Source organism: Candidatus Clostridium radicumherbarum, from assembly GCF_045310525.1.
Taxonomy (GTDB): Bacteria; Bacillota; Clostridia; order Clostridiales; family Clostridiaceae; genus Clostridium_AT; species Clostridium_AT radicumherbarum.
The window spans coordinates 288749-300619 of sequence record NZ_JBJHZY010000002.1 but is presented as its reverse complement, the minus strand read 5'-3'; the positions used below and the strand labels follow the sequence as shown (position 1 = coordinate 300619).

14 protein-coding genes are annotated in these 11871 nt (G+C 33.3%); all 14 read left to right on the top strand.

Annotation, left to right across the window (positions count from 1 at the left end; genetic code table 11):
- Positions 1-8: 8 nt before the first annotated feature.
- The 14 genes from ACJDUH_RS11220 (at position 9) to ACJDUH_RS11155 (ending at position 11868) form a co-directional block, all read left to right on the top strand.
- Positions 9-635 (top strand): precorrin-8X methylmutase, encoded by a 627-nt coding sequence (locus tag ACJDUH_RS11220; RefSeq protein ID WP_406765289.1) that lies wholly within the window; start codon positions 9-11, stop codon positions 633-635.
- Positions 636-639: 4 nt separating this feature from the next.
- Positions 640-1719, top strand: a complete 1080-nt coding sequence (gene cbiD, locus ACJDUH_RS11215) for a cobalt-precorrin-5B (C(1))-methyltransferase CbiD (protein ID WP_406765288.1) — start codon at positions 640-642, stop codon at positions 1717-1719.
- Positions 1720-1724: 5 nt separating this feature from the next.
- Complete coding sequence (cbiE, locus tag ACJDUH_RS11210; RefSeq protein ID WP_406765287.1) at positions 1725-2339, top strand: precorrin-6y C5,15-methyltransferase (decarboxylating) subunit CbiE; 615 nt, start codon at positions 1725-1727, stop codon at positions 2337-2339.
- The gene (cbiT, locus tag ACJDUH_RS11205) at positions 2320-2880 is read left to right on the top strand and encodes a precorrin-6Y C5,15-methyltransferase (decarboxylating) subunit CbiT (protein ID WP_406765286.1); all 561 of its coding nucleotides are present in this window, start codon (positions 2320-2322) and stop codon (positions 2878-2880) included. Before cbiE ends, cbiT begins: the two co-directional genes overlap by 20 nt.
- Before the next feature lie 18 nt (positions 2881-2898).
- Positions 2899-3564, top strand: a complete 666-nt coding sequence (locus ACJDUH_RS11200) for a cobalt-factor II C(20)-methyltransferase (protein WP_406765285.1) — start codon at positions 2899-2901, stop codon at positions 3562-3564.
- A gap of 84 nt (positions 3565-3648) precedes the next feature.
- A complete protein-coding gene (gene cobM, locus ACJDUH_RS11195; protein ID WP_406765284.1) occupies positions 3649-4422 on the top strand; it encodes a precorrin-4 C(11)-methyltransferase in 774 nt (257 codons plus the stop codon).
- Entirely contained in the window at positions 4397-5377 is a 981-nt protein-coding gene (gene cbiG, locus ACJDUH_RS11190; RefSeq protein WP_406765283.1) for a cobalt-precorrin 5A hydrolase, read from the top strand. The genes cobM and cbiG overlap by 26 nt, the downstream gene beginning before the upstream one ends.
- Positions 5378-5428: 51 nt before the next feature.
- On the top strand, positions 5429-6145 hold the full coding sequence (gene cobJ, locus ACJDUH_RS11185) for a precorrin-3B C(17)-methyltransferase (RefSeq protein WP_406765282.1): 717 nt from the start codon (positions 5429-5431) through the stop codon (positions 6143-6145).
- Positions 6142-6933, top strand: a complete 792-nt coding sequence (locus ACJDUH_RS11180; protein ID WP_406765281.1) for a cobalt-precorrin-6A reductase — start codon at positions 6142-6144, stop codon at positions 6931-6933. The genes cobJ and ACJDUH_RS11180 overlap by 4 nt, the downstream gene beginning before the upstream one ends.
- A gap of 64 nt (positions 6934-6997) precedes the next feature.
- Positions 6998-7831, top strand: a complete 834-nt coding sequence (locus ACJDUH_RS11175; protein WP_406765280.1) for a GHMP family kinase ATP-binding protein — start codon at positions 6998-7000, stop codon at positions 7829-7831.
- Positions 7832-7857: 26 nt separating this feature from the next.
- On the top strand, positions 7858-8496 hold the full coding sequence (locus ACJDUH_RS11170) for an NAD(P)-dependent oxidoreductase (RefSeq protein WP_406765279.1): 639 nt from the start codon (positions 7858-7860) through the stop codon (positions 8494-8496).
- A gap of 41 nt (positions 8497-8537) precedes the next feature.
- Positions 8538-9737 carry a glutamyl-tRNA reductase gene (gene hemA / locus ACJDUH_RS11165; RefSeq protein ID WP_406765278.1) on the top strand — a complete coding sequence of 400 codons (1200 nt, stop codon included), beginning with the start codon at positions 8538-8540 and terminating at the stop codon, positions 9735-9737.
- Positions 9738-9794: 57 nt separating this feature from the next.
- On the top strand, positions 9795-11069 hold the full coding sequence (gene hemL, locus ACJDUH_RS11160; protein ID WP_406765277.1) for a glutamate-1-semialdehyde 2,1-aminomutase: 1275 nt from the start codon (positions 9795-9797) through the stop codon (positions 11067-11069).
- 58 nt (positions 11070-11127) lie between these two features.
- On the top strand, positions 11128-11868 hold the full coding sequence (locus ACJDUH_RS11155) for an energy-coupling factor ABC transporter permease (protein WP_406765276.1): 741 nt from the start codon (positions 11128-11130) through the stop codon (positions 11866-11868).
- Positions 11869-11871: the final 3 nt, after the last annotated feature.

Genomic DNA, 11871 nt, shown 5'->3' with positions numbered 1-11871 from the left:
AGAAAAAAATGTCAGAGTATATAAAATTACCTATGGATATTGAAAAAAGAAGCTTTGAAATAATAGGACAGGAGATGGGTGAACATAATTTTTCTGAAAGAGAGCTTAGTATAGTTAAAAGAGTAATTCATACTACAGCAGATTTTGAATATAAGGACTTGCTTTACATAAGGGAAGGTGCAATAGATAAGGCCTTAGAGTTATTAAGTAAAGGCATAACAATATATACAGATACAAATATGGCTATGTCAGGAATAAATAAGAAGGCTTTAAAGGCTTTAAAATGTAGTGCTCAGTGCTTTGTAGACAGAGAAGATATAGCAGAAATAGCAAGAGAAAGAGGAATTACCCGTTCTATGGCGGCAGTTGAAAAGGCAGTGGAAGATGGGGTAGAGTTCTTTGTATTTGGAAATGCACCTACTGCCCTTTATAGACTTAAAGAACTTATTTTGGAAGGAAAGTCAAAGGCTCAGTTTATTATAGCTTCACCAATTGGTTTTGTGGGAGCTGCGGAGTCCAAGGAAGAAATAGAAAAGCTTAATTTACCCTTAATGACCATAAGAGGAAGAAAAGGCGGAAGTACAGTGGCTGCAGCTATTGTAAATGCACTTATGTATATGCTTTATAAGAGGTAATAAAATGCTGGATTTATATGTAAATTGCGATGGGAAGAAATTAAGATGTGGTTATACCACTGGTTCTTCTGCAGCGGCTGCTGCTAAAGCTGCAACTTTTATGCTTTATAATAAAACAGAATTACAGGAAATAAAGCTTAAAACCCCAAAAGGCATAGAATTACTTCTAACAATTGAGAAGGTAATTAAGGGAGAAAACTATGTGGAATGCTGCATTATAAAGGATGGCGGAGATGATCCAGATGTTACCCATGGCCTTGAAATCTGGGCTAGAGCAGAAAAGAAAGAAAGTGGCTACTTTTTAAAGAGCGGCATAGGTGTAGGAGTTGTAAAGGGCGAAGGACTCTATGTTAAAAAAGGAGAGGCTGCAATAAATCCTGTACCTAGAGTAATGATCGAAAAGGCTGTTAAGGAGGTCCTTCCAGAGGATAAAGGGGTAGAAATAACTATTTTTGTTCCAAAGGGAGAAGAAATTGCTAAGAAGACCTTTAATCCAAGACTAAATATAGTAGGGGGAATTTCTATTCTAGGTACTACGGGAATAGTAACACCTATGTCAGAGGAGGCCCTAAAGGAGTCTGTAAAGCTTGAAATAAGACAAAAGAGTGCCGAAGGCTGTAAGGACTTGGTTTTAGTATTTGGCAACATGGGTGAAGATAAGGCAATAAGCCTTAATATAGATAAAAACAAAATAGTTACTATGTCAAATTATGTAGGTTTTGCCTTAAACAGCTGCCTTGAACTTGGCATTAATAAAATCATTATAGTTGGACATATAGGAAAGCTATGTAAAATTGCGGCAGGCTGCTTTAATACTCACAGCAGAGTTTGTGATGTTAGGCTTGAGGTTATGGCACTTGAGCTTGCACTAATGGGTGCGGATACAAGACTTGTAAAAGAGGTCTATAATGAAAAAACTACAGAAGGAGCAATAAAGCTTCTTGGAGATAGATATATGGATATTTATAAGAGTATAGGTGAAAAGGTTAAAAATAGAATCGAGCAGTTTACCTATAATAGTCTAAAGGCTGAAGTAATTATGTTTTCTATGGATAAAGGAGTTCTTTATGACAGCAGGAGGTGAAATAAATGATTTATATAGTTGGATTAGGTCCAGGCAGCAAAGACTATATGCTTTTAAAGGCAACGGAAATTCTAGAAAGCTCTGACTTAATAATAGGCTTTAAGAGAGCCTTAAAAAGTATTGATTTTATAGCTGTACCAAAACTTTCTGCAAAGGATTTAAAAGAAACCTTGGAGCTGCTTACAGAAAATGAACATAGAAAAATTTCCATAGTAGCCTCAGGTGACCCTTGCTTTTATGGAATATTAGACTACATCAGGAAAAATTATAATGGACAAATTGAAGTAATTCCTGGCATTAGTTCCTTCCAGTATCTTATAGCTAAACTTAATAAATGCTGGCAGGGAAGCTTTTTAGGAAGTCTTCATGGCAGGGAAGAAGCTTTTATAGAAAAGGTAGAGGAAAATGCTGTTTCTATATGGCTTACAGACAGGGTAAATTCTCCGGAAGCTATATGCAAAAAGCTTTATGAGGAAAAGCTTAAGGTTAAAGTATATGTAGGAGAAAATTTATCCTATAGTGATGAGAAAATTTCAACAGGCTATCCTGAAGAATTGATGAATAATAGATTCAGTGAATTATCTGTGGTGGTGATAGAAAATGATTTACATAAAGGATGAAGAATTTATTAGAGGCAATTGCCCAATGACTAAGGAAGAAGTAAGAATTGTAAGTATTGCAAAGCTTGGAATAGAAAAAGGCTATAGAGCTTTGGATATTGGTGCCGGTACTGGGTCAGTAGCGATTCAAATGGCTTTAATATCTGAAACTCAGGAAGTCTATGCAATTGAAAAGGATAAGGAAGCTTTAGAAGTTCTTTATAAAAACAAAGAAAAATTTAATGCGGTTAATTTAAATATAATTCCTGGTGAAGCAGTAGATTCAGAAGTTTCTGGAGAATTTGATGCAGTATTTGTAGGAGGCAGTGGTGGAAATATTGAGGCAATTATAGATAAATATAGTAGAGTGCTTAAACCAGGTAAAAATATGGTACTTAATTTTATAACTATAGATAATTTTTATAAGGCCAGCGAAAAATTAAAAACACTTAATTATGAGATAGAATGCTTACAGCTAGCAATTAGTAAGACTAAGGGTAAAAGCTATATGCTAATGGCTAATAATCCTATTTTTATTTTAACTGCAGTAAAAAGAGTCTAAGAAAGGCAGGTTTATTTTATGGCAAAGTTATATGGAATAGGTGTAGGTCCTGGGGATAAGGAGCTTTTAACCTTAAAGGCTGTAAGGACAATTGAAAATTGCAGTATAATAGTTGCCCCAAGCGGCATGGCAGGAGGAAGTAGCATAGCGCTGGAAACTGCTAAGGAGTATATAAATAAGGATGCAGAGGTAATAGTTAAGCACTTTCCAATGGGAGGAGAGGAGCAGGAAGGAAAAATTTATGAGGCCTTTAAGACTATAGAAGATAGGCTTAAGAAGGGCAAGGATGTTGCCTTTTTAACTTTAGGTGACCCCTTTGTTTATAGTACATATATATATCTTTTAAAATATATTGAGGAAATGGGTTATGAAACTGAAACTATACCAGGCATAACCTCCTTTTGCGCCTGTGCAAGCCTTGCAAAAGAGCCTCTTGTAATTGGAGATGAACCTCTTCTTATTTTGCCTGGAAATAAGATAAATACCATTAAGGATGAAAAGCATGTTGTAGTAATGAAGGTTTATAAGCTGGAAGAGGAAATACTTAATACCCTTGAGAAAAGAGGTTTTAATTATGTTTATATAAAAAAAGCTGGCAGGGATGGTCAAGAGGTCCTTAGAAATAGAGAGGAAATACTCAAAAATAGGGAGTATATGTCTTTAATTATTGCAAATAAAAAGTAAAGTGTTTCTATTTTAATATTTGCAATTTTTTTAGAAAATGAGATTCCATAATTACTGAAAATAAAGGAGTTAAGAGGTGAGGTTATGGTTTATTTTATAGGCGCAGGTCCCGGAGATGTGGACTTAATAACAGTTAAAGGAAGAGACATATTAGCTGAGGCTAATATAGTTATATATGCAGGTTCCTTAGTAAGCTCTGAGCATTTGAAATTTTGCAGGGCTTCTGTAGAAATTCACAATTCTGCCAGCATGACTTTAGAGGAGGTTATTGCTGTAATAAAGAAGGGTGAAGAGGAAGAAAAAACAATTGTTAGACTTCACACTGGAGATCCTGCCATTTACGGTGCTATAAAGGAGCAGATGGATGAACTAGACAAGCTAAATATTAATTATAAAGTAATACCTGGAGTTAGTTCCTTTACAGCTGCTGCAGCGTCAATTAAGAAGGAGTTTACTCTTCCAGAAGTAAGCCAGACAGTTATTCTTACAAGAATAGAAGGCAGAACGCCAGTACCTGAAAAGGAAAATATAGAAAAATTAGCAAGCATAGGTGCCTCTATGGCAATCTTTCTATCTATTAGTATGATAGATAAGGTAATTGAGAAGCTTAGGAAGGGCTATGGAAGAAATGTTCCCATAGCAGTTGTTGAAAGAGCTACTTGGGAGGACGAAAGGGTAATAATAGGTACTCTTGAGGATATTGCAGAAAAGGTAAAGGCAGTGAATATAAAAAAATGTGCTCAAATTCTAGTTGGTGATTTTATAGCTTGCAGCTATGAAAAAAGCAGGTTATATGATAAAAGCTTTACACATATGTTTAGAGAGGCAAAAGATGAAAACAGCAGTAGTAAGCTTTAATTCTAAGGGACATATTATTGCTGATAAGCTTAATAAATTATATGAAGCTGATTTATATAAAAAAAATCAAGGTGAGACTTTTAATATTAGTGAGCTGACTAAAAGGCTTATAGAGGATTATGAGGCAATAATCTTTATCTCCTCTACTGGAATAGCAGTAAGAGCAATAGCTCCTTTTATTAAAAATAAGGAAGTAGATCCTGCGGTACTAGTAATTGATGTTTTTGGAAAGTATGTAATTAGTCTTTTAAGCGGACATTTAGGCGGGGCAAATGCTTTAACACTGAAGCTTTCTGAATATTTAAGTGCAGAACCCATAATTACAACAGCAACAGACAGCTTAGGAATAAAAGCACCTGATATATTAGCAAAAGAAAATGGACTTATAATTGACAATATGAAAGCAGCTAAAGATATTGCTGCACTGCTTGTAGATGATAAAAAGGCAGCTTTCATTGATGATGATAACTTAATAAATCTACCAAGGGGCTACACATCTGACTTAGAGGATGTTCAGGGAGTAGTTGTAGTAGGTAATAAAGCTAAAGATAAAAATTACAGTGCTTTAAAAGTTTTAAAGCTAATAAGAAAGAATATAATCTTAGGTATTGGCTGCAGAAAGGACTATCCAGTAGAAAAAATGAAAGACATAGTACTACAAAAACTTGCTGAATACAATATTGATAAGAGAGCAGTAAAAGCAATAGCTACTATTGAGATTAAAAAGGATGAAAAAGCTATTTTAGCTCTTAGCAAATATTTAGATGCTGACCTAAAGATATTTACCAAGGCTGAAATAGAAGAAGCTCAGAATAAGTATAAGGGCAGCAACTTTGTTTTTAAAAGTGTTGGTGTAAGGGCAGTATGTGAGCCCTGTACAGAGTTATGCGGAGCAAAACTACAAACAGGCAAACTATGTATAGAAGGAATGACACTTTGTATCGGAAAAGTGTAGGGCAGCGAGCACGATTAAGTTGCCCCTTGTAACCAGTGGAAGGAGAAAGCTATGGGTAAGTTATATGTAATAGGTATTGGGCCAGGGGGTCTATCACACATGACCCAAAGTGCAAAGGAGGCAATTGAAGAAAGTGACATAATAGTTGGATATACAAAATATATAGAATTTATAAAACCATTAATAAATGAAAAAACAGTTTTCTCTACAGGGATGATGGGAGAAGAAGAAAGATGTAAAGAGGCCTTAAGGCTTTGCAGGGACAATACAGTTTCTGTTATAAGTACAGGGGATGCTGGAATCTATGGCATGGCTGGACTTATATTGGAGCTTAGAAAAGAGGAAGAGGTAGAAATAATACCAGGAGTTACAGCCTCCTCAGCTGCAGCATCAATAGTTGGAGCACCTCTTATGCATGATCACTGTTCCATTAGCTTAAGTGATTTAATGACCTCCTATGAACTTATTAAGAAACGAGTTAAGTTAGCTGCAGAGGCTGATTTTATAATATCTCTGTATAATCCTAAAAGTAAAGGCAGACCTCATTATTTAATGGAGTGTATAGAAATTATTAAAGAATATAGAAGCGGAGAAACGCCTGTAGCTGTAGTAAAAAATGCCTTAAGGGAAGGCCAAAAGATAAGTTTATTTACTCTAGATACCTTCTTGGATAAGGAAGTAGACATGCTTTCCATAGTTATAATTGGAAACAGTCAAAGCTATATAAAGGATGGAAAATTCATTACTCCAAGAGGCTATAAATTATGATTGGATTAATATTAGGCACCTCTGAGGGCAAAAAAATTCTTGCACTCTTAAATAAATTTACTGAGGATATTTTTGTTTCAACTGCTACGGAATACGGCGGAGAGCTTCTTAAGGAATATAGATATAAGATTTTAAATACAAAGCCTTTAAACTTAGAGGATTTAGTAGAATGTCTTAAAAGTAACGACATAACACTTTTAGTAGATGCTTCTCATCCCTTTGCAATAGTTGTTACCCAAAATGCTATAGAAGCTTGCAGTAGGCTTAATATAGAATACTTAAGATATGAAAGGCCAGCAGTAGCTGATAATTGTGAGGGTGAAGTAATTAAGGTAAAAAACTATGAAGAGCTAAAGGAAAAGCTTTCAATGGTTGAAGGTACAATATTAAATACCACAGGTAGCAGAAATATAGAAAAGTTTATTGAGATGAAGCTTAAAAACAGAATTGTTCATAGAGTTTTACCTTCAGTTAAGGTAATGGAAAAGTGTTTTTCACTTGGCATAAAAACAGAGGATATTGTAGCAATTAAAGGTCCCATAAGCTATGAGCTTAATTTAAGCTTTTTAAAGGAATATGATGCTAAGGCAATTGTACTTAAAGACAGCGGCCTTCAAGGCGGCACTTATGAAAAGCTAAAAGCAGCTGCAGACAGCAAGATAAAAGCTTTTGTTATAGAAAGAGATGAAGTAGTTTACAACAAGGTTTTTTATAAGGAAGAAGAACTTGTAAGATATATAGAAGAAAAACTAAATTTAAAATTCAATGATAAAAGTAAAAGGTGTTAACGTAAGGCTTTAAAAATATCCTTTGCAATCTTTAAAACTTTAATAAAGGGAGCTGCAAGATAATATGGAAGCTACAGCTTGTTACCCAGGCAGCATAGGGGAAATAATACAGGGCAGTGCACAAGGACAAGATATTCTTGTTTCTTGTCCAATTAATTTATATACAGAGGTTAAAGTATTTGAAAGTACAAAACCAAATAATAAATACAAATATGAAAAGTCAGCTGTATTTTTAAATAATATAATTACTAGCTGGGGTTATGAAAGTTACGAAAAAACTTTAGATTTTAAAATATGCTCTGAAATACCAAAGGGCAAAGGGTTTGCCAGCAGCACTGCTGACTTGTGTGCACTTTACTATGCACTCTTAAAGCTGTTTAACAAGCAGTTTAATGAAGTTGAGCTAATAAAAGAATGTATTAAAATAGAACCTACAGACAGTATATTATTTAAAGAAATGACGATGTTTGATTATAAAGCCGGAAGCTTTTATGAAGTACTTGGCAGATATCTTAAGTTTAGTATTTTGGTATTTGAAGGCAGTAATATTGTAAATACCATAGAGTTTAACAAAAGGGCAATTTTGCCGCAAAAAAACATAGAAGACTTAATTCCAGCCTTAAAAAAAGGATTAATAGAAAAAGATATAAGGAAAATTGGAACTGTTTCTACTGAAAGCATTATAAGAAATCAGCATAGATTAAGGTATGATTTTCTTGAGGATATTATTGAAGTGAGCAGTAATTACGGAGGTCTCGGTGTAATAGGGGCTCATAGTGGAGACTGTCTAGGCATAATCTTTGAGGATGAAGAAAAAATGAATTATGTAAAAAGACATAATAAATATAAAGATGCTTATAAAATATATACAGTAAATACTGTTGATATTAAATCTTAATTTTAAATAAGGACAAGTAAAAAAAGATGATTGAAGATAAAATTACAAGTGAGGCTTTAGAACCTGAATATACTTATATGGCTTTACTTTCAAATAAAATTAATGTACTAATCGTTGGTGGGAAGCGTAGTGCTTACATAAAGTGTAAAACTTTTTCTGAGAAGGGCTGCAGCGTTGTTGTAGTTGCTGAAGAATTTGGTTATGAATTTGAAGAATTTAAGAATATGAAAAATGTTAATTTAATAAATGGAAGCTATAAAAAAGCTTATTTGGAAGATAAACATTTAGTTGTTATAGCCTTACCAAAAGGCATAGCAGAGGAAGAAATCAAAAAGGACTGTGAAGAGTACTACAAGATCTATCTTACCTGCAGTAACTATAGACAAGGAAACTTTATAACACCCTATCAAAGGAATAGTCAAAAAATATGCTTTGGCTTAAATATAAAAAATGCTAGTCCATTTACCTCTAGATTTATAGGAAATGAAATTTTAAAAGGCATAAGTAAATATGATTCTTATGTAAGCTATGTAAGCAGCTTAAGAGAAAAACTTAGAAATAGTAATATTAAAGATAATGTTTTAAGCTTTATTTCAAGCGAAGATTTTTATTATTTTTATGAGCTTGGAAAAGCAGATATTATTCTAAAGATGTTTTATGAATAAAATAGAATTGAAATAAATTAAAAAAATCAGGTGATAAAATTATGCTTCAGTTAATCGGACTTAGAAGTAATATAACAGTAGATGTAAGGGAAAAGTTATCGGTTACAAAAGATAATGTTGATGAAAGTCTGCAAAGGCTAAAGGTTTTTTGTAATGAGGCAGTAATAATTTCTACATGTAATAGAACAGAATTGTATTTAGTTACTGACTTAATTGATGAGAGCTTAACTGAAAATGTTTTTAAAGCCTTAAATTGGGACAAGAAGTATTTAAATTTCATATTTAACATCAGTGAAAGAAAGGCAGTAGAGCATTTGTTTGAGGTAAGTTGTGGTTTCCATTCAAAAATTTTAGGTGAAGATCAAATTTTAGGACAAGTTAAAAATGCTATTGAAATATCAACAAAATCTAAGGCTGCTTCAAGTATTTTAATAAGGTTATTTGAAAATGCAGTTTCCTGCGGTAAAGAATTCAGAAATAGAACCAAGCTTTATAGTATACCAGTATCTTCAGCTTCTATAGCTGTTAAGCAAGCTGAAAAATTGAGAGCTAAAAGTTTTATGCTAATAGGTTTTGGAAATATTAATCAATTAGTTTATAAATATATAACTTCAATTAAGTATGAAATTATATATATTGCAGTAAGGAATACAGAAAAAATCCAGATTAAGGCTGAAAATATTAAAATTATAAATATTAATGAGAAAAATAACTTTATTTCAAAGGTTGACTGCATAATAACAGCAACTTCTTCAGAGAATCCAATTATCTCAAAGGATGATTTTGCATATGAAAAAACGCAGTATATTTTTGATTTAGCAATTCCTAGAGATGTATCTGAGGATGCAGCTGAAATGCCTTGGATTAAGGTTTTTAATATAGATGATATTAGTACCATGGATGCTGAAAACAAGGAGAAAAGAAAAGTTTTAATGGAAAGCAGTAAATACATATTAAAAAAACATATAGAACAATTTATTCAGTGGAAAAGCATAGAGACTATTGTTCCTAATATAAAAATGTTAAAAATACAGGGAGACTTAGTTTATAAAAATAGATTTAATAGTTTCAAAAGAAAGTCCTACACCCAAGATAAAAACATTTTGGCAGAAACACTTTTAAAAAGCACTTCAGATGCCTATATTAACAAAGCTATAGAAGTATTAAAGGAAGAAACGCTAAAGGGAAAAAGTAAGGAATGTTTAGAACTTATTGAAAGAATATTTCTTAATGCAAACTAATGTTAAATTTAGCTAGCGATGTAATATTAATTTTATGAAGTAACAGGAGAGAGAATAATGAGAAATGAAGAAATATTTTTAAAATCAAAAGAATATATGCCAGGGGGAGTAAATAGTCCTGTAAGATCACTTAAGGATCTTGATTTGATACCTCCAGTAATAAAGACTGGAAAAGGTCCTTATATCTATGATGAAGATGAAAATGAATATATTGATTTTGTTGGAGCTTGGGGACCTATGATACTTGGTCACTGTGACGAAGATGTGGTTAATTCTATCAGAAAAACTGCAGAAAAAGCAATAGCTTTTGGTGCACCAACTAAACTGGAATTAGAACTTGCAGAGCACATTTGCAATACTGTACCAAATGTTGAAATGATTAGAATGGTAAATTCAGGTACAGAAGCAACTATGAGTGCTATTAAACTTGCCAGAGGCTATACTGGAAAAAGTAAAATAATAAAGTTTGCTGGCTGCTATCATGGACATTATGATGGTTTCTTAGTAAGTGCTGGTTCAGGAGTGATGACTGCAGGCATTCCTGGATCAGCAGGGGTAACTACGGAAAGTATTAGTAATACCTTAATTGCACAGTACAATGATATAGAGTCTGTGGAAAGTATATATAAGGTTTATGGCGATGATATTGCAGCAGTAATTATTGAGCCTATTGCTGGAAATATGGGAGTAATAAAAGCGGATAATGAATTTATGAATAAATTAGATAAACTATGTAAAAAACATGATTCTCTGTTAATATTTGATGAAGTAATGTCAGGTTTTAGAGCTTCCTACAAAGGTGCACAAGCTTATTTTGAGGTTAAACCAGATTTAATAACCTTTGCAAAGATAATGGGCGGCGGTCTTCCATCAGGAGCTTATGGCGGAAGAAGAGATATTATGGAGTATCTTTCACCATTAGGTCCTGTTTATCAAGCAGGTACAATGTCAGGCAATCCAGTAGTAATGTCAGCTGGACTTACTACCTTAAGAAAATTATATGAAAACCAGGATCTTTATGAAAAAATGAATAAGCTGGGGGAAGCCTTAGAAAAAGGCATTTCTGAAATTGCTGAAGAAAAAGGAATAAAGGTTGTTATAAATAGATGCGGGGCTATGATGACTATTTTCTTTACTGATAATGTAACAGTTAAAAATTATGGTGATGCCTTAACCTGTAATAAAGCAATATTTGCATCGTATTACAAGCATATGTTATCAAAGGGCATTTACGTAGCACCTTCTCAGTATGAAGCTATGTTTTTGTGTGTATTACATGAGGAGCATCACATAAATAAGTTCTTAGAGGTCTTTAGAACTTTAGAACTATAGTCGGATTAATGAAGTTTCTTTAGGCGCTTTAAAAAGTCGAGAAAAGACGGGGTGTATTATGCCAAAAAAATATCAAATTTCATTAGGTATCTTTCTAGCATTAACATTTATTCCTAAGGGTGTATTTGCAATGCATATTATGGAAGGTTTTCTTCCTCCAAAATGGTGTATTGCTTGGGGTGTTTTATGTATACCTTTTATTGTAGTAGGTTACTTTTCTATAAAAGAAAAGGTAAGAATAAATCCTAGAGTCAAGATGCTGATAGCTATGGTAGGTGCCTTTGCCTTTGTTTTATCTGCATTAAAAATACCATCTGTTACAGGCAGCTGTTCGCATCCAACTGGAGTTGGCCTTGGAGCTATACTTTTTGGACCAGCAGTAATGAGTATTTTAGGCCTTATAGTTCTCATTTTTCAGGCTCTGCTTCTTGCTCATGGAGGAATAACTACTTTAGGTGCTAATACCTTTTCAATGGCTGTGGTCGGACCACTAGTATCTTATTTTCTTTATAAGCTATTAAAGAAGCTTAAGGTATCGCAATCAATAGCAGTATTTACTGCAGCCATGCTAGGGGACTTAATGACCTATATTGTAACTTCAATTGAACTTGCATTAGCTTTTCCTGATAAAACTGGAGGAATTTTAGCTTCAATGGTAAAGTTTATGGGTATATTTGCTGTAACTCAGATTCCCCTTGCAATAAGCGAAGGAATATTAACAGTGATCATTTTTAATCTTTTATATAATTACAACAAGGAAGAACTTATAGAATTAGATGTAATATCAAAGGAGGCATAATGG

Excerpts from the sequence above, each read along its gene's own strand:
- ACJDUH_RS11175 (WP_406765280.1), top strand. The coding sequence starts at position 6,998 with ATGGAAGCTACAGCTTGTTACCCAGGCAGCATAGGGGAAATAATACAG.
- ACJDUH_RS11170 (WP_406765279.1), top strand. The coding sequence starts at position 7,858 with ATGATTGAAGATAAAATTACAAGTGAGGCTTTAGAACCTGAATATACT.
- cobJ (WP_406765282.1), top strand. The coding sequence starts at position 5,429 with ATGGGTAAGTTATATGTAATAGGTATTGGGCCAGGGGGTCTATCACAC.
- cbiT (WP_406765286.1), top strand. The coding sequence starts at position 2,320 with ATGATTTACATAAAGGATGAAGAATTTATTAGAGGCAATTGCCCAATG.
- ACJDUH_RS11155 (WP_406765276.1), top strand. The coding sequence starts at position 11,128 with ATGCCAAAAAAATATCAAATTTCATTAGGTATCTTTCTAGCATTAACA.
- ACJDUH_RS11200 (WP_406765285.1), top strand. The coding sequence starts at position 2,899 with ATGGCAAAGTTATATGGAATAGGTGTAGGTCCTGGGGATAAGGAGCTT.
- ACJDUH_RS11220 (WP_406765289.1), top strand. The coding sequence starts at position 9 with ATGTCAGAGTATATAAAATTACCTATGGATATTGAAAAAAGAAGCTTT.
- cobM (WP_406765284.1), top strand. The coding sequence starts at position 3,649 with ATGGTTTATTTTATAGGCGCAGGTCCCGGAGATGTGGACTTAATAACA.
- cbiG (WP_406765283.1), top strand. The coding sequence starts at position 4,397 with ATGAAAACAGCAGTAGTAAGCTTTAATTCTAAGGGACATATTATTGCT.
- hemL (WP_406765277.1), top strand. The coding sequence starts at position 9,795 with ATGAGAAATGAAGAAATATTTTTAAAATCAAAAGAATATATGCCAGGG.
- cbiE (WP_406765287.1), top strand. The coding sequence starts at position 1,725 with ATGATTTATATAGTTGGATTAGGTCCAGGCAGCAAAGACTATATGCTT.
- cbiD (WP_406765288.1), top strand. The coding sequence starts at position 640 with ATGCTGGATTTATATGTAAATTGCGATGGGAAGAAATTAAGATGTGGT.
- hemA (WP_406765278.1), top strand. The coding sequence starts at position 8,538 with ATGCTTCAGTTAATCGGACTTAGAAGTAATATAACAGTAGATGTAAGG.
- ACJDUH_RS11180 (WP_406765281.1), top strand. The coding sequence starts at position 6,142 with ATGATTGGATTAATATTAGGCACCTCTGAGGGCAAAAAAATTCTTGCA.